Source organism: Phenylobacterium sp. LjRoot219 (assembly GCF_964252995.1).
GTDB lineage: Bacteria > Pseudomonadota > Alphaproteobacteria > Caulobacterales > Caulobacteraceae > Phenylobacterium.
In genome coordinates, this window is the sequence record NZ_CAXUQI020000002.1 from 502633 (window position 1) to 519378 (window position 16746).

Genomic DNA, 16746 nt, shown 5'->3' on the forward strand with positions numbered 1-16746 from the left:
AAGAGGCTTGCCGTGTCAGCATCGCCGCCCCCTTCAGGAGGCCAGCCTGCCCGGCCCACCGCGTCGGCCGGGCAGCGTCTCGAAGCTGCGCATTCTAAGCGCACGTCGTCTCCCGCATGATCCATTGAGCGCTGAGGTCTCACCGCCCGACGCCCATCCCTTCGCCAGGCGCTGCGCGTGACTCCTCCGCCTTACATCTTCTACCTGCTGGGCGTCGGCGTGCTGGTCCTGCTGGCCGTCTGGTTGCCGCTCGCCCTGAAGCGCCTTCCGCTCTCCCTTCCCATCGTCAGCGTCGCACTGGGCGCGGCCATTTTCGGCTTCGGCTGGCTCGACCTCAGGCCAGATCCGCTTGCTTATCCGGTCGTCGCTGAACGGCTTACCGAGCTGGTGCTCATCATCGCGCTGATGGGCGCGGGACTGAAACTCGATCGCCCTGTCGGGTGGCGACGATGGGAGGTCCCCTGGCGGCTGCTGGCCGTAGCGATGCCGCTCACCATCGCCGCCGTCGCATGCGCGAGCCACTACGGGCTGGGCTTCCCTATCGCCGCTGCGCTCCTGTTGGCGGCCGCGCTTGCGCCGACCGACCCGGTGCTCGCCTCCGACATCCAGGTCGGGCCTCCGGGATCCGGCCACGGCGACGAGACGCGGTTCGCCCTTACGTCAGAGGCCGGCCTCAATGATGGGCTGGCCTTCCCGTTTGTCCATCTCGCCATCACGTTCGCCGCCGCGTCAGCAGCTTCGGCGCAGCCCCTCGACGCCGCTCAGTTGGGGCGGTGGCTGCTTGTGGATGTGCTCTGGCGCATATCGGCCGGCATTGGGGTGGGATGGCTTGCGGGCCTCGGTCTGGGATGGCTGACCTTCGGGTCGGAAGCGCGGCTTTCCGGCACTCGCGACGGCCTCATGGTGATCGGAGCGACATTCGTCGCCTATGCCCTCGCCGAGATCGCCCATGGATATGGCTTCCTGGCGGTCTTTGTCTCGGCCCTCACGCTGCGCCATCGAGAACGAAATCATCGCTATCACGCCGCCTTGCACGAAATGGCGGAGCAGGTGGAGCGCCTATTGATGGGCGTGGTGCTCATCCTGTTCGGCGGATGGCTGTCGCTCGGCCCGCTGTCGAGGCTCACCTGGCAGGAGGTCATCGTGGCCATGTCGATCCTGCTCGTGATCCGTCCGCTGGCCGGTTGGGTGTCGCTCCTCGGCGCTGCTCCGAGGGTGCACGAGCGGGCGCTCATCTCCTTCCTCGGAATCCGCGGCATCGGCTCGTTCTATTACCTCGCATACGCGCACAACCATGGGGCTTTTGGCGCTGACGGCCGCATCTGGGCTGTCGTCGGGCTGGTCGTGCTGGCGTCCATCTTGATGCATGGAATCACGTCGACGCCGCTCATGCGAAAAATGGATCGCCTTCTACCGGATAGGCGAGGGGTCTGACGCAGTACCCGTCCAGCAGTTCATGATCGCGCTTCGAGCACGTCGATCGGGGACCCAGGCCTAGACTTCACCACGGTTTTGATCATTCCCTCGGGCACGTCGAGTAACTCGGCACGCTCGGCGGCTTTGTTGGGGTTACTGGTTTGCGGCGGTGAGCGACGCATCGTAGCCTCGGCGTCTCGCCACCCAGCTTATACGCCGCCCCGCCGAGGTCGTCCGTTCACGTCTGTGGAGCGGCGGCTTCGCGCTCCCCGCTCGCCCCTTATTCCTATTAAATTGATGGGCACAACAGATTTTCTACGTTGAGGATAGCGCGGGGAATTCACACCCTGGCTGTGCTGGCGGACGCGGTCCGCGCGCCGTCGTCCGCAACGAGGTCTCCCCCATGTCCAGTCTGTCTGCGACCGGATCGCTACCCCGGCCCTCCGCCACTCCCCGGGCGCGGGCCGGCGGCCTGCCCACTGGGCGGCTGATCGCGTTCTCGACCCTGGCCATGCCGATCGCCGCGTCGCAGATGCCGCTCAACGTCTATCTGCCGGCGATCCTCGCGCAGCATTTCGGCATCGCGCTGTCGACGCTGGGGCTGGTCTTCCTGCTGGCCAAGGCCTGGGGCGTGGTCGCCGATCCGCTGATCGGCGTCCTCAACGACCGCAGCCGCGGCGGCCGGTTCGGCCGGCGGCGCAGCTGCATCGCCGCCGGCGGCGTGCTGCTGGCGCTGGCCGCGATGCTGCTGTTCTTTCCGGTGGTCCGGGTGACCCCGGTCTATGTCGCCGTCGCCCTGTTCGCCTTCTACCTGGCCTGGTCGATGATCCAGATCCCCTACCTCGCCTGGTCGGCGGAGGTCTCCGGCGACTACGACGAGCGCACGCGGGTCGCGACCTACCAGACCGTGACCTCGGCGCTCTCGCTGCTGCTGGTGCTGGTGCTGCCGACGATCGTCGACCAGATCGCGCCGCATGACGGCCGGCTGAAGCTCGGGGTGATGGGCGGCCTGATCCTGGCGCTGCTGGCGCTGTCGCTGCCGCTCACGCTGAAGGCCTTCGCGGAGCGGCCGCCCAAAGCCGCCGGCCCGCGGCCGAAGCTTGGCGAGGTGCTGCGCGTGATCTGGGGCAACCCGCTGCTGATGCGGGTGCTGGCCTCGGACTTCGCGGTCGCGCTCGGCCAGAGCATCCGCGGCACGCTCTTCGTCTTCGTGGTCACCGCCTACATGGGCCTGCCGCAGTGGGCGAGCGGACTGTTCCTCGCCCAGTTCGTCTTCGGCCTCGCCGCCGGGCCGATCTGGATGCGGATCGCCTATCGCATCGGCAAGCACCGCGCCGCGGTGGCCGGCGAACTGGCGCAGGTCGCCATCAACCTCGGCCTGCTGTTCGTCCTGCCGGGCAACCTGCCGCTGCTGCTGGGGCTGACGATCGCCCAGGGGCTGGCCCAGGGCTCCGGCAACCTGATGCTGCGCGCCATGGTCGGCGACGTCGCCGACCAGGACCGGCTGCAGACCGGCCAGGACCGCACGGCGCTGTTCTTCTCGGTGTTCAGCACCTCCACCAAGGCGGCGATGGCCGCGGCGGTCGGCATCGCCCTGCCGCTGGTCGCGTGGCTCGGCTTCGATCCGAAGTCGGCGGCGAACAGCCCCGAGGCGCTGCGTGGCCTGCTGATGGTCTTCGCGCTCGGCCCGGCGCTGGCCCACCTGGTCTCGGCGCTGCTGGTCATGGGCTTCCCGCTGGACGCCCGCGCCCATGCCGTCATCCGCACCCAGCTCGCCGAGCGCGACGGCCAGGGCGCCGACGCCCCGGCGGCCTGACCCCTCCCCTTCTCCCCAACTCAAAGGAGTTGCGCCTATGACTGCCCAACCGCTCTACATCAACGCCGCCGCAGCAACGCCCGGTCCGCTGGACATCGTCCCGGTCGGCGGCCGCATCGGCGCCGAGATCCGCGGCCTCCAGCTATCCGGCGATCTCGACGACGCCACGGTCGCCGCGATCCGCGGAGCGCTCAACCGCCACAAGGTGATCTTCTTCCGCGACCAGCAGCTCGACAACGCCGGGCACGAGGCCTTCGCCGCCCGGCTCGGCGCGCCGGTCGCCCACCCGACGGTGCCGGTCGCCGAAGGCAGCCGCTACCTGCTCGACCTGGAGTCCCGCGAGGGCTTCGCAGCCTCGACCTGGCACACCGACGTGACCTTCGCCCCGGCCTATCCCGAGGCCTCGATCCTGCGGGCGATCGAGGTCCCGGAAGCCGGCGGCGACACCCTGTGGGCCAACACCGCCACCGCCTATGACGATCTGCCGGCGCCGCTGAAGGCGCTGGTCGACGACCTGCGGGCGATCCACAGCAACAGCTACGACTACGCCAACGTCTTCTCCAACACCTCGCAGGAGCGCGCCGAGGCCTACCGCAAGGTGTTCGCCTCGACGGTCTACGAGACCGAACATCCGGTCGTCCGCGTCCACCCCGAGACCGGCGAGCGAAACCTGCTGGTCGGTCAGTTCGTGCAGCGGTTTGTCGGCCTGAACAGCGCCGACAGCCAGCGGATCTTCGCGATCCTGCAGGAGCACATCACCAAGCCCGAAAACACCGTCCGCTGGCGCTGGCGCGCGGGCGACGTCGCCATCTGGGACAACCGCGCGACCCAGCACCGCGCCATCGCCGACTTCGGCCTGCAGGGCCGCCACCTGCGCCGCGCGACCATCGCCGGAACCGTGCCGGTCGGCATCGACGGCCAGCCGAGCCGGGCGATCAAGCCCGCGCCGGAACCGCACGCCATCGCCGCCGAATAGGGAGAGGCTCCAATGAACGCGATCAGCAAGATCACCCGCTTCGCCGACTCGCCCGAGATCGAAGTCACCCGCGTCGAGGCCAACCTCGGCGCAGAGGTCTCCGGGCTCGATCTGACCAAGCCGCTGACCGCCGGCCTCGCCGATCTGTTGCGCGGCCTGCTGTGGGAGCACCAGGTGCTGTTCTTCCGCGACACCGGCCTCGACAACGCCCAGCAGGCGCAGGTCGCCCGGCTGTTCGGCGAGATCGACGTCGACAGCATCGCCAAGCGGCGCGGGCACACCGCCGACGACATCACGCCGATGAACACCGGGCCGTGGGCGAAGAGCTACTACGGCACCCGCTGGCACGCCGACGCCACCTATCTGGAGCGGCCGTACTCGGTCTCGGTGCTGCGCGGGGTCATCTCGCCGGAGCTCGGCGGCGACACCGTCTTCTCCAGCGGGATCTCGGCCTATGCGTCGCTGCCCGATGCGGTGAAGGCGCGGATCGACGGCCTGACCGCCATCCATCGGCCGGACAGCAAGGCCCGCCACCTGATCACCGACCCGGCCGAGCTCGAGGCCTACCTCGCCCAGTACCCCGGGACCGAGCACCCGGTAGTCATCACCCACCCGGTCAACGGCCGCAAGGTGCTGTACGTCAACGAGAACTTCACCGACGAGATCGTCGGCCTGCCGGCCGAGGACGGCGCCGAGCTGCTGGATTACCTGACGCGGCAGTTCTACCGCCCGGAGAACACGGTGCGCTTCAAGTGGCGGCCGGGCTCGCTGGCGATCTGGGACAACCGGTCGGTGCAGCACTACGGCGTCGCCGACTACGGCGACGCGCCGCGCCAGCTGGTCCGGGTCGTCGCCCAGGGCGACCGGCCTAGCCGCTGACGAGCAAGCCAGGGGCGGTCCGATCGCAGAACGCCCCCTCCGTCTCGCGCCTTGCGGCGCGATCCACCTCCCCCGCGTTGCGGTGGAGGATCTGAGCGCCAAGATGCTCCCCCGCGACGCGGGGGAGCTGTCCGCGAAGCGGACCGAGGGGCGTTCAGCACATTGATAAAGTCCACGAGGAACGTCGCCGATGGCCCAAGACTCCCGCCCCAACTTCCTGCTGATCGTCGTCGACGACATGGGGTTCTCCGACCTCGGCGCCTTCGGCTCGGAGATCGAGACGCCGCATCTCGATGCGCTGGCGCTCGGCGGCGTGCGGCTGACCGACTTCCACAGCGCGCCGGCGTGCTCGCCGACCCGGGCGATGCTGCTGACCGGGACCGACCATCACCTCGCCGGGATCGGCGCGATGACCGAGACGCTGCGGCCGGACTTCGAGGGCGCGCCGGGCTACGAGGGCCACCTGAACGACCGCGTGGTCACCGTCGCCGAGCTGCTGCGCGACCACGGCTATCGCACGCTGCTGTCCGGCAAGTGGCACCTCGGCGACAGCGAGCAGACCTGGCCAGCGGCCCGCGGCTTCGAGCGCAGCTTCGCCCTGCTGCCGGCCGCCGGCGACCACTTCGGCCGCGAGCTCAGCAACCCGGCCTTCCCGACCCCGATGTACGCCGAGGACGACGCCTACGTCACCGAGCTGCCGGAAGGCTTCTATTCCTCCGACTACTTCACCGACCGGCTGATCGGCTTCTTCGACGAGCGCAAGCCAAACGACCAGCGGCCGTTCTTCGCCTACCTGCCGTTCTCCGCCCCGCACTATCCGCTGCAGGCGCCGGACGCCGAGATCGCCAAGTACCGCGGCGTCTATGACGCCGGCCCCGACGTGCTGCGCGAGCAGCGGCTCGCCCGCCTGCGCGAGCTCGGCCTGGTCGGCCAAGACGTCGTCGCCCATCCGGTCGTCACCAAGGAGCCCGGCTGGGACGAACTGTCGGACGAGGCCAAGGCGCTCTCGGCCCGCACGATGGAGGTCTACGCCGCCATGGTCGACCGGGTGGACCAGAACGTCGGCCGGGTGGTCGACCACCTGAAGCGGACCGGCCAGTTCGACAACACCGTCATCGTCTTCCTCTCGGACAATGGCGCCGAGGGCGCGATCGCCGAGGCCATGCCGATCCTCGGCAAGTTCATCGGCGATCGGGTGCGCAAGACCTGCGACAACAGCCTGGACAACCTCGGCCGGCCGGGCAGCTACATCTGGTACGGACCACGCTGGGCGCAGGCGGCGACCGCGCCGTCGCGGCTGGTGAAGGCCTTCACCACGCAAGGCGGGATCCGCGTGCCGGCCTTCATCCACTGGCCCGCCGCCCAGCGCCAGGGCGTCGCCGACGTTTTCTCGACGGCGATGGACATCGCGCCGACCTTCCTCGACCTCGCCGGCGTCGAGCATCCCGCGCCCAGCTACCAGGGCCGCGAGGTCCTGCCGCCGCGCGGGCGTTCGTTCCGCCCGTGGCTGGAGGGCCGCGCCGACGCGGTCCATCCGCCAGGCACGAGCACCGGCTGGGAGCTGTTCGGACGCCGCGCCGTGCGCCAGGACGAGTGGAAGGCGGTCTATCTGCCGGACGCGGCCGGGGTCTCGCGCTGGCAGCTCTACAACCTCGCCAACGACCCCGGCGAGATCGACGATCTGGCGGCGCTGCACCCGAACAAGCTCGAAGCGCTGCTTGGCTTGTGGCGCCAGTACGTCGAGGAGACCGGCGTGATCGAGACGCCGCTGAGCATCTTCGACGCCGACCCGTCGCACTGGGACAAGGTGCTGGGGCTGGCCGGCTGACGCCGACCGAGGCTGGCCCCGTCGAACCCAGGCCGGGTTCGACGGGGCGCAGACCTATGCCTTAGCCGCCGAAGCGGTAGCGCAGGCGGACGCCGTACATCCGCGGCGGGCCGACCAGCACGCTTTCGAAGCCGGCCGAGGTGTACGAGCTGCCGACGGCGACCGGATAGATCTCGTTCGTCACATTGGTCGCGAAGATCGACAGGTCGATCGGCTTCTGCATGACGTTCTTCCAGTCGAAGTTCAGGTTCAGCAGGTCTGTCGCCGGCAGCCGGTAGAGCGGCGAGGCGCTCGGCGAGGTGGCGTTCTGCGCGTCGGTGTGGACGTAGGTCGCGCCGAGCGAGATGTCGCCGAGGTCGGCCGACAGCGGGAGCAGGTAGGTCCCCGTCACCGTCACCCGGTTCTTCGGCGCGAACGACAGCGGCGCGCCCACCTCGGCCGTCGGGATGATCTGCGAGAACGGGCTGTCCGCCGGCAGCACCGGGACCTCGATCTCCTGCAGCTTGGTGTTCAGGTAGGCGTAGCCGAGGTCGAGGGTGAAGCCGTCGAACAGCCGGATCGAGGCGTCGGCGTCGATCCCCCACAGCCGCGACTTGCCGGCGTTGATGATGCCGGTGCCGCCGGCGATGCCGGCGCCGGGCTTGGCGATCAGCGCGCCGGTGATCTGCTGGTCGCGGAAGTCGTTGTAGTAGCCGGCGATGTTGAACCGGGTCGGCACCGGGGTGTTGAACGAGGTCTTCAGGCCGGCCTCATAGGTGTCGACCTTTTCCGGCCCCCAGGTCTCCAGGCCGATGTTGCTCATGTTGACGCCGCCCTGGCGGTAGCCGCGGGCCCACTTGGCGTAGAGCAGCATGTCGGTGCTGGGCTTGTAGTCGAGGCCCAGCAGCCAGGTCGGCTTCTTCGACTTGGTCGACAGCGAGTAGTGGCAGGCGTCCGGGGTCGGCACCACCAGCGGCGTGCCGCCCGGCCCCTGGAAGCGCAGGGTGTCGTTGCAGACCATGTCCTGGACGCCGCCGGCGCCCGGCCGGAAGCGGATGCGGGTGTTCTCGCTGACGCCCGTGGTCTTGTCGATCGTGTAGCGGATGCCGCCGGTCAGGCTGAACTGGTCGGTCAGCTTGTAGGTGGCCTGGGTGTAGAGGCCCTTGTTGTTGAAGGTGGTGGTCGCGCGGGCCGCCGAAACCGTCCCGCCGCCGATCGGGTTGATGCACTCCAGCTGGCGCATGTCGGTGCAGGACAGCAGGATCCCGGTGTAGCCCTGGCTCCAGCCGTTCGGCTTGCTGACCTCGAGATAGGCGCCGGCCTGCCAGTCCAGGCGGTCGTCGAAGGCGCGGCCCTGGAACTGCAGCTCCTCGGTGAAGGTCGACTGCTGGGCGTTGGCCCCGATCGGACCGGGGTTCAGCAGGATGTAGTTGAACGGTTGGCCGGCGAAGACGCCGCTCGGCACGCGGAAGTTCTCGCTGTTGAGGCTGAAGCTGTCCCGCTCCTGGAACTGGGCGTAGCTGACGATGTTCTTGATCGTCAGGTTGTCGCTGTAATGCCAGGTGGTGGTGTTGATCGCCTGAACCTGGCGGATGTCGACCAGCGGCTTCGGGTTGTTGACCTCGACGTCGAGCAGGTTGTCGCCGCGCGCGTCCTGGCGGGCCATCTGGGCGCAGGCGAGCGGGCCGAGCAGGGCTGCGGCGCCGGCTCCGCCGGTCGGCCGGCACTGCGCGATACGCGAGGCGTAGCCGTGGCCGAACGAGTGGTTCGCCGAGAAGATGGTGTAGTTCTCGAGGTTGTCCGTCAGGTCGGCGACCAGGCTGACCCGGCCGGCGAAGTAGTTGACGTCGTTGTAGTCGTCCGGGCCGATGCCGGAGTGGTTCTTGAGGTAGCCCTCGCGCTGCATGCGGTCGACGGCGACGCGCAGGCGCAGGGTGTCAGCCAGCGGCAGGTTCACCACCGCCTGGGTCCGCCACATGTCGTAGTTGCCGAGCGAGCCCTCGACATGGCCCTCGAACTCGCGGGTCGGCTTCTGCGGGGTCAGCAGGACCGCGCCGCCAGTGGTGTTGCGGCCGAACAGGGTGCCTTGCGGGCCCTTCAGCACCTGGACGTTCTGCAGGTCGAGGAAGGCGCCCGGCAGGGCGGTGTTGCCGGTCGTGGTCCCGCCCTGGGCGCGCGGCACGACCACGTCGGCGAAGTAGACGCCGACCGACGGCGAGGTGCCGGACTCCTGGGTGAAGCCGCGGATGACGAAGGAGCTCTTCTCCGGGCCGAACCGCTGGTTGGTGGTCAGCGCCGGCGTGTAGGTTGCCAGATCGGTCGCGGTGACGATGTTGCGCTGGGCCAGCTGCTCAGGGCTGTAGACCGTGATCGAGATCGGCACGTCCTGCAGGCGCTCGTCGATCCGGCGGGCGGTGACCACCACCTCATCGAGGCTTTGCGCCTCCGCGTTCTGGGCGAGGGCGGGCGTCGCCATCACCGAGGCCAGAGCGCTCGTCAGATAGAGTCCGGCTATCCACTTGTTCATCGCGTTTCCCCTGCCGGCCTTCCGGCCGTTCGTTGCTTTTTGTGGTCGGCCACCCCGGTCCGGCGAAGCCGCAGCGCCGCTAATTGGACGCATTCAATTCGCCTTTGCGAACAAAGGTGCGCTAAATCGAATTTACCGGCACCGGTTGTCAAGGCCGCAAATGTACAGCCGCGGAGATTTGATCGGCGCGGCATCGCAACCTACGGGTGTTACGGGGCGTGCGAGATCGCCCGGCCCTGCAGGCATCGCGGCCAAGCCGCGGACCTTGGGATCGACAGCCGCGGCCCCGGGCTAAGCCTGCGCGGGCGCAACCGGCGTCAGCGTGGCGGCCGAATAGCGTCCGCCGCCGGCGGCCTCCAGCGCGCTCCCGCCGAGCTTCGGCTCCGGCGGGCGATTTGGGACGGTTGGGTCCAGGCCGCGCCGGTCGGCTCGCGAACCACCAGCGGTAGCTCAATGCATGGTTGTCATGATCGCTCGATCCGGCTGCGCTCAGCTTCACGGCTTCGCCCGGGCAGGCGGCGATCTCGACCGGCGCATCCCCCGGCACGCCGTTGAGCATCAGTCGCGGGGGGTTATTGGCGTCGGCGTAGCGCGGCGCGACCGACCAGGCCATGCGCGCCGCGAAGTCGTTCTGAACCGGGCGGCCGGTCGCCGCCCGGGCTGAGGCGGGGCTTAGCTCAGCGTCGGGTCAGGCCCGGGTTGTCCTCGGTCAGGCGGATCCGCAGGGCGTTCTGCAGCATGGCGGTGGCGACGTAGTGGCCGACCATCGCCAGGAACTCGATCAGCTGCGGCTCGTCCCAGGTCTTGGCCAGCGCGTCCCAGGTCGCGTCGGACATCGACTGCTGCGCGATCAGCTCCTCCACGCCGCGCAGGATCGCCGCGTCGTGCTCGCTCCAGCCGGCGGCCGTGGAGCCCTCGATGACCCGTTCGATCTCCTCACGCGAGACCCCGTAGCGCTGGGCGATCTTGACGTGCTCGCCCCACTCGTACGGCGCGCGCAGCAGCCAGCCGACGCGCAGCACCCCGAGCTCGCGGTGCCGCGGGGCGAGCCGGCCGGTGAACAGCGTCGTCCCGGTCTCGAGCTGCCGACGGAAAATCCCCGGGTGCTTGGCGATGGTCCCGAAGTACTCGTCGATCTCCGGCGGCGAGGTGAGGCCGATCGAGGCGTGGACGGCTGCGACCAGTTCCACGATGTCCTGGCCCAGGCCCTCCGGTTCGAGCGGCGCGATCCGCTGCGGCCTGCCGTTGATCTCGGCGTCACGCTCGGCGATCGCCGCCGCATCGTAGCCGCTGCGAGTCTCGATCAGCGATCCGTCCATCCGTCCCCATCCATCTATGCCCGCGCACTCGACGGCGACCATAGCCTGCCACGCCGGCGCGCCGCCATCGCGGCCGCGATGGATCGGCCGGTCAGAACAGGCGGGCGTCGATCGCGAACGGCTCGTTCCCGGTCGTGCGGATCCGCCCGGCCAGCGGATGGACGGGGTTGATCAGCAGATTGCGCTCCTGCGGCACGACCACGCTGGGCACCGACAGGGCGACGCGCTGTCCGTCGCGCAGGAAGGCGTCGCCGGCGTCGCGGCAGGCCGTCGGCTCGGCCGGAATCGTCTGCAGCCGCGCCAGCGGCAGCTCGTCGGGGACCTCGATGGTCAAAAGCCGGTAGTCGTCCGGCACCAGTTCCGGCGGCAGGTCGAGGTGGACCAGGATCTCCAGCACCGCGAGGCTCGGGCTGGCGGCGGCGTAGACCAGCGCCCGGCCGGCGGTGTTCCAGCGGCCGCCGTAGAGGCGCGCGCCCTCGCCGTCCAGCGCGGCGAACGGCGCACGCGCGAGCCGATAGACCTTCACGTCGCCGGGCCGTCAGGCCGCCAGGCCATGCCCGATGCGGCCCAGTAGGGCCTCGACGGTGCGCGCGCCGTGATCGGTGTCGGCCAGCGAGATCGGCTGCTGGCCGTCGAGCGCGCGGTTCTCGCGCTGCAGCCAGACCAGCGCCTTGGCCCGGTCGCCGAAGGTCTCCTCGGCCGCGGCCACCAGGTTGGCGACCCGCACCAGCCGGTCGGACTCCGCCGGATCGAGCCGCTGGTTGGCCTCCTGCCGGCGCTTGAAGGTGCGGCGCGGCAGCACGTGCGCCTCGATCACCGGGAAGCCGAGGTCGGTCTCCTGCAGCAGGTGGTCGACCGCCGCGGTCGGCAGGCCGCGGCGCACCGCGCGGACGATGTCGAGATCATTGGCGATCGGGCCGGTGACCGGCTCGCCGCCGAGCAATTCCTGGATCCGCTTGACCGCTGTCACGCCGCACCTGCCAAACGCCGCCTCTTTAGCGGCATTTTGTAACATAGGCCCGCGGGCGGCCCTTAGCAACGCATGCCCGCCGCTACGGCCGCATCGAGCCGGTGCGGATGAAGCGGCTGTGCCAGGAGAGCGCCTCGTCGAGCAGCACCGGGGTCTGCTGGCCATAGGCGTCGCGCTGGGCGCGGGCGAAATAGTCGGCCAGAGCCTCGCGGAAGTCCGGGTGAGCGCAGTTGGCGATGATCGCCGTCGCCCGCTGCTTCGGCGACAGGCCGCGCAGGTCGGCCAGCCCCTGCTCGGTGACCAGCACCTGCACATCCTGGGTGATGTGGTCGACGTGGCTGCACTGCGGCACGATCGTCGAGATCGCCCCGCGCTTGGCGGTCGAGCGCGCCATGAAGATCGAGATGAAGGCGTTGCGGGCGAAGTCGCCGGAGCCGCCGATGCCGTTCTGGATCCGCGAGCCCATCAGGTGGGTGGAGTTCACCGCCCCGTAGATGTCGGCCTCGACCATGCCGTTCATGGCGATGCAGCCGAGCCGGCGGACCAGCTCCGGGTGATTGCTGATCTCCTGGGGCCGCAGGATGATCCGGTCGCGGAACCGCTCCATCCGCGAGTTGAGGTCGGCCGCGGCGTCCGGGCTTAGCGAGAAGGCGGTCGCCGAGGCGACCTTGAGCTTGCCGGCGTCGAGTAGCGCCAGCATACCGTCCTGCATCACCTCGGTGTAGGCGGTCAGCTGCTCGAACGGCCCCGCGAGCAGCCCGGCCAGCACCGCATTGGCGGTGTTGCCGACCCCGGACTGCAGCGGCAGCAGGCTGGCCGGCAGGCGGCCTAGCTTCACCTCGTGCTGCAGGAAGCCCAGCAGGTGGCCGGCGATCGCGCCAGCGGCCGCGTCGGGCGGATCGAACGGCGCGTTGCGGTCCGGCGCGTCGGTCTCGACGATGGCGACGATCTTCGCCGGGTCGCAGCGGAAGCCGGTCTCGCCGATGCGGTCCTCGGCGTGGATCAGCGGGATCGGCACGCGGTTCGGCGGCAGGGCGGTGCCGTAGTAGATGTCGTGCATGCCCTCGAGCGCGGCGTTCTGCCAGCGGTTGACCTCGAGGATCACCCGCTCCGCGCGCTCCAGCCAGGTCTTGTTGTTGCCGATCGACGACGACGGCACGAGCGTCCCGTCCTCGCGGATCGCCGAGACCTCGATCAGCGCCACGTCGAGCGGTCCCAGGAACCCCTGCCAGGCGACCGGGGCGACCTGGCTCAGATGCATGTCGAGATATTCCATCTGGCCGCTGTTGATCTTCTCGCGGGCGATCGGATCGGAGTTGTAGGGCAGCCGGAACTCGATGCCGTTGGCGCGGGCCAGCACCCCGTCCAGCTCCGGGCCGGTCGAGGCGCCCGTCCAGACGCGGACGCGGAACGGGTCGCCGCGCGCATGCGCCTGCTCGATCCGCGCGGCGAGCGCCGCCGGCACGACCTTCGGATAGCCGGCGCCGGTGAAGCCGCTCATGCCGATCGTGTCGCCCGGCTGGATCAGCGCGGCCGCCGCCTCCGCCGTCGTCACCTTCGCGCGGAGGGCCGGATTGCGGATGCGGGGATCGGACATCGCGGGCTCCTTTGCGCCCTCAACGCGAGAAGCCGCCGGCCCGAGCCGAGATTTTTTGCAGCCGCCCTTGCATCCGGTCTGAGCGCTGCTTAGATTGGGGGTGCCCAACCTGGGCGTTTCCTCCCTATGACTTGCCGCGCCTTCGGGCGCGGCTTTTTTTTGGCGGCAGGCCGAAAGCGGACCGCTTCGCTTACCAATGCGAACGCCAGGAAGCCGCGATCGGCATAGCGTCACCTTCTTCTCCTCCAAGACGGCTTGGGAGAGGCGCGTCGGCGTTCGGCGTATGGGCGGGTGACATGATGGACAGTGTCGGCGTCGTTCACACCGACGCGCTCAAGTTCGACATCGCCGCGCGGGAGGCCCAGGTCGTGGGCGAAGGCCCTCGCATCGAGCCTCTGGAGCTCGACGCCATCGCCAGTCACGGCGATCGGCCTTTGCTCGAACTCGGAAAGTCTTTCGGGCGGAGCGCCGAACAGCCCTACGTACCCGAAGCGGTCGCGACGATGATGCGCGATCCGGGCCTCTTTCGCTGCCAACTCGCGTTGAGCATCCAACTCGCCGGTAGCGGCGCGATCTCGCCGCGCGAACGCGAACTCGCGGTGCTCCGCGTCACCTGGCTCTGCCGCGCGCCCTATGCGTGGGGCGAGCACGTGGCGAACGCCAAGCACCTCGGCATGACGGCCGAAGAGATCGAACGTGTGACGCAGGGCTCGTCGGCCGCCGGTTGGAGCGACCACGAGCGCGCCGTGCTGCGCGCCGTCGAGGAGTTGCTGGGAGATCAGAGCATTTGCGATGAAACGTGGGATGCGCTCGCCCGCACCTGGGACCAAGAAGAGCTGATCGAGCTGCCGGTCCTGGTCGGCGCCTATTTCACGTTCGCCCTGCAGCACAACAGCTTCAAGGTCCGGCTGTCACCAAACAACCAGGGCCTGCGGCAGCGCTGATCGGATGGAGGGCCCAAGCTCTCGATCGCCGCACCTCGCGCTGGGCTCTCAGGCATGCTGTTCGGCTCGGTCGCCACCCCGTCGGGCCCGAAGGCTCTTCATCTTCGCGCCATGTTTTGCGACAGTGCTGTCGTAAAATATGGAGATCAGGATGGATCTGGCAGGCAGGACGGCGCTCATCACCGGCGGCGGCGGCGGCATCGGCGCCGGCATCGCCGAGGCTTTCGTCGACAAGGGGATGAAGGTCGTCATCACCGACATCAATCTCGACTACGCTTGCGCGGAGGCCGAACGCCTCGGCCACGGGGTGCTGGCGCTGCAGCACGACGTCACCTCGCTGGACAGCTGGGCCGAGGTGAAGCGGGCGGCGCTGGACGCCTTCGGCCCGGTCGAGGTGCTGTGCAACAACGCCGGCGTCGCCCAGGCCTTCAAGCCGCTGGATCAGGTCGCGCCCGACGAGTTCGACCGGCTGATGGCGATCAACGTGCGCGGCGTCTACAACGGCGTCATCACCTTCGCGCCCGACATGCGCGAACGCGGCCACGGCCACATCGTCAACACCTCGTCGATGAACGGGCTGCTGGCGCACGGCACCTTCGCCGCCTACTCGGCCAGCAAGTTCGCCGTCGCCGGCCTGTCCGAGGCGCTGCGCGTCGAGCTCGCCCCGTTCGGCGTCGGGGTCTCGATCCTCTATCCCGGCCTCACCCGCAGCCGCATGTCGGAGGGCCAGCAGCCCGGCCTCGACGCCAAGACCGCCGAGGCGATCCGTTCACGGATGATGCAGCCGGTGTGGCTCGGCCGGGCGGTCGCGCGAGCGGTCGAAACCGACCAGCTGCACATCATCACCCACCCCGGCCACAAGGCGCAGGTCGAGGCCCGCTTCCAGGGCATCCTCGACGCCCACGGTGCGCCGGCCGAGCCGGGCTTCGTCGGCGGATCGATCAAGATCGACTGACGGGAATTACACCCGGGGCAAAAAACTCCGCCGCACCAGGCCGGGCAGCAGCGTCAGCTGGCCGGCCGCCCGCAGCAGGAAGAACAGCGCATAGGCCAGCCACAGGCCGTGGTTGCCGAGCGGCCGGCCGAGCCAGAGGAGCGCCACATAGCCGACCAGGGCCACGGCCATGGTTTGCAGCATCGCCCGCGTCCAGCTGGAGCCGATGAACACCCCGTCGAGCACGAAGGAGGCGACGCCGGCGACCGGCAGCAGCACCATCCAGCCGAGGTGCGCGCGGACTTCGGCGATCACCGCCGGCGCGGTGCTGAAGCTGGCCGCCAGCTGCGCGCCGACCGCGGCGTAGGCCAGGGTGATGAGCAGCGCCGCCGCCCCGCCCCAGGCCAGCAGCGCCCGCACCAGCCGGGTGAACCGGCGCCGGTCGCGGGCGCCCAGCGCCTCGCCGCACAGCACCTGGGCGGCGCTCTCGAAGCCGTCGAGCATCAGCGCCGAGAGCATGAACAGCTGGTAGATGATCGCGTTGGCCGCCAGCACCACGGCGCCCTGCTCCGCGCCGCTGCGGGTCAGCAGCATCACCGCGCCCATCAGCAGCACCGTGCGGGCGAACAGGTCGCGGTTGAGCCGCAACAGCCCGCCGAGCGCGGCCAGGGACCAGGTGCGCGGCTGGCGGGCGACCGCCACGGCGCGCTTCGCCGGCTCCTCGCGCCAGGCGATGGCGGCCAGGGCGATCAGCTTGCCGGTCTCCGAGGCCAGGGTCGCGGCCGCCACGCCGGCGACGCCCAGCCCGAGCCCGAGGACCAGGGCGACGTCCAGCGCCACGTGGGCGAGGTTCGCCGCCACCTCGACGCCCAGCACCGCCCGCACCCGACGGCGGCCGATCAGCCAACCAGTGAGCACGGCGTTGAACAGCCAGGGCAGGCCGCTCCAGTAGCGGATGTCGACGTAGGCGCGCGCCAGCTCGGCCGTCGCGCCGTGCGCGCCCAGCAGCTGCAGGCCGAACGGCACGACCAGCGGCATGGCCGCCAGCAGCAGGGCGCCAATCGCCAGCGCCACGGCCAGCGCCCGCACCAGCACCTCGGCCTGCGCCGGCTCGTCGCCGCGGCCGGCGGCCTGGGCGGTCAGCGCCACGGTGCTGGAGCGCAGGAAGTTGAAGATTGTCAGCAACGCCAGCAACAGCCGCGCGCCGACCTCGACCCCGCCCTGGGCCGCGGCGTCGCCGAGCTGGCCGATCACCCACATGTCGGCCAGGCCGAACAGCGCGGTGGCGACATTGGTCAGCATCGCCGGCAGCGCGATCGCCAGGATCGCCCGGTTCATCGCCGAGTTCGTCGCCCAGCTCCGGCCGGCGTCCGCCATGTCGCAGATCATCCCCGCCCGTTCAGCCCCGCGGCGCCGTCATAGCGCTCCGTCGCTGCTGCCGCGACCGTCTGCAAACCGTCGCGCTTATGTCCCCGTGCGGACAGAACTCCCGCGGGATCGCATTTAACCTTCTCCGTTGACCACGCAGGTCGCGGTCAAAGACCGAAAAAATCGAGGCGCA

The 16746-nt window shown here is 69.7% G+C and carries 13 protein-coding genes; 7 read left to right on the plus strand and 6 right to left on the minus strand.

The genetic code is table 11. The annotated features are described in order from the left end of the window. Window positions 1–177 precede the first annotated feature (177 nt). The 5 genes from ACSQ14_RS20375 (at window position 178) to ACSQ14_RS20395 (ending at window position 6915) form a co-directional block, all read left to right on the plus strand. On the plus strand, window positions 178–1434 hold the full coding sequence (locus ACSQ14_RS20375) for a cation:proton antiporter (protein WP_436016069.1): 1257 nt from the start codon (window positions 178–180) through the stop codon (window positions 1432–1434). A gap of 385 nt (window positions 1435–1819) precedes the next feature. After that, window positions 1820–3232 (plus strand): MFS transporter, encoded by a 1413-nt coding sequence (locus ACSQ14_RS20380; RefSeq protein ID WP_436016070.1) that lies wholly within the window; start codon window positions 1820–1822, stop codon window positions 3230–3232. A gap of 37 nt (window positions 3233–3269) precedes the next feature. After that, a complete protein-coding gene (locus ACSQ14_RS20385) occupies window positions 3270–4208 on the plus strand; it encodes a TauD/TfdA dioxygenase family protein (RefSeq protein ID WP_436016071.1) in 939 nt (312 codons plus the stop codon). 12 nt (window positions 4209–4220) lie between these two features. Then, the gene (locus ACSQ14_RS20390) at window positions 4221–5087 is read left to right on the plus strand and encodes a TauD/TfdA dioxygenase family protein (RefSeq protein ID WP_436016072.1); all 867 of its coding nucleotides are present in this window, start codon (window positions 4221–4223) and stop codon (window positions 5085–5087) included. Window positions 5088–5277: 190 nt separating this feature from the next. Beyond that, window positions 5278–6915, plus strand: coding sequence for an arylsulfatase (locus ACSQ14_RS20395; RefSeq protein WP_436016073.1), 1638 nt, complete (start codon window positions 5278–5280; stop codon window positions 6913–6915). 61 nt (window positions 6916–6976) lie between these two features. Here the strand turns inward: ACSQ14_RS20395 and ACSQ14_RS20400 are convergent, their stop codons facing one another. From ACSQ14_RS20400 to ACSQ14_RS20420, 5 genes are all read right to left on the minus strand, one after another. Beyond that, complete coding sequence (locus ACSQ14_RS20400; RefSeq protein WP_436016074.1) at window positions 6977–9421, minus strand: TonB-dependent receptor; 2445 nt, start codon at window positions 9419–9421, stop codon at window positions 6977–6979. A gap of 677 nt (window positions 9422–10098) precedes the next feature. After that, a complete protein-coding gene (locus ACSQ14_RS20405; protein ID WP_436016075.1) occupies window positions 10099–10740 on the minus strand; it encodes a carboxymuconolactone decarboxylase family protein in 642 nt (213 codons plus the stop codon). A 91-nt stretch (window positions 10741–10831) separates the two neighbouring features. Continuing rightward, window positions 10832–11266: an RES family NAD+ phosphorylase gene (locus tag ACSQ14_RS20410; protein WP_436016076.1), complete on the minus strand. Its 435-nt coding sequence runs from the start codon at window positions 11264–11266 to the stop codon at window positions 10832–10834. A 12-nt stretch (window positions 11267–11278) separates the two neighbouring features. Further along, window positions 11279–11710, minus strand: a complete 432-nt coding sequence (gene parS, locus ACSQ14_RS20415) for a type II RES/Xre toxin-antitoxin system antitoxin (RefSeq protein WP_436016077.1) — start codon at window positions 11708–11710, stop codon at window positions 11279–11281. 82 nt (window positions 11711–11792) lie between these two features. Then, window positions 11793–13307, minus strand: a complete 1515-nt coding sequence (locus ACSQ14_RS20420) for an acetyl-CoA hydrolase/transferase family protein (protein WP_436016078.1) — start codon at window positions 13305–13307, stop codon at window positions 11793–11795. Between the two features lie 296 nt (window positions 13308–13603). Here ACSQ14_RS20420 and ACSQ14_RS20425 point away from each other — a divergent pair, with 296 nt between their 5' ends. Next, window positions 13604–14251, plus strand: a complete 648-nt coding sequence (locus ACSQ14_RS20425) for a carboxymuconolactone decarboxylase family protein (protein ID WP_436016079.1) — start codon at window positions 13604–13606, stop codon at window positions 14249–14251. Between the two features lie 151 nt (window positions 14252–14402). Continuing rightward, entirely contained in the window at window positions 14403–15206 is an 804-nt protein-coding gene (locus ACSQ14_RS20430; RefSeq protein WP_436016080.1) for an SDR family oxidoreductase, read from the plus strand. A 6-nt stretch (window positions 15207–15212) separates the two neighbouring features. Here ACSQ14_RS20430 and ACSQ14_RS20435 read toward each other — a convergent pair whose 3' ends face one another. After that, window positions 15213–16562 (minus strand): MATE family efflux transporter, encoded by a 1350-nt coding sequence (locus tag ACSQ14_RS20435; protein ID WP_436016081.1) that lies wholly within the window; start codon window positions 16560–16562, stop codon window positions 15213–15215. Between the last annotated feature and the right edge of the window lie 184 nt (window positions 16563–16746).

Bases quoted from the DNA above. Each gene is read 5' to 3' on its own strand.
- ACSQ14_RS20385 (WP_436016071.1), top strand. From the start codon at position 3,270: ATGACTGCCCAACCGCTCTACATCAACGCCGCCGCAGCAACGCCCGGT.
- ACSQ14_RS20435 (WP_436016081.1), bottom strand. From the start codon at position 16,562: ATGGCGGACGCCGGCCGGAGCTGGGCGACGAACTCGGCGATGAACCGG.
- ACSQ14_RS20430 (WP_436016080.1), top strand. From the start codon at position 14,403: ATGGATCTGGCAGGCAGGACGGCGCTCATCACCGGCGGCGGCGGCGGC.
- ACSQ14_RS20380 (WP_436016070.1), top strand. From the start codon at position 1,820: ATGTCCAGTCTGTCTGCGACCGGATCGCTACCCCGGCCCTCCGCCACT.
- ACSQ14_RS20420 (WP_436016078.1), bottom strand. From the start codon at position 13,307: ATGTCCGATCCCCGCATCCGCAATCCGGCCCTCCGCGCGAAGGTGACG.
- ACSQ14_RS20425 (WP_436016079.1), top strand. From the start codon at position 13,604: ATGATGGACAGTGTCGGCGTCGTTCACACCGACGCGCTCAAGTTCGAC.
- ACSQ14_RS20395 (WP_436016073.1), top strand. From the start codon at position 5,278: ATGGCCCAAGACTCCCGCCCCAACTTCCTGCTGATCGTCGTCGACGAC.
- ACSQ14_RS20400 (WP_436016074.1), bottom strand. From the start codon at position 9,421: ATGAACAAGTGGATAGCCGGACTCTATCTGACGAGCGCTCTGGCCTCG.
- ACSQ14_RS20390 (WP_436016072.1), top strand. From the start codon at position 4,221: ATGAACGCGATCAGCAAGATCACCCGCTTCGCCGACTCGCCCGAGATC.
- ACSQ14_RS20405 (WP_436016075.1), bottom strand. From the start codon at position 10,740: ATGGACGGATCGCTGATCGAGACTCGCAGCGGCTACGATGCGGCGGCG.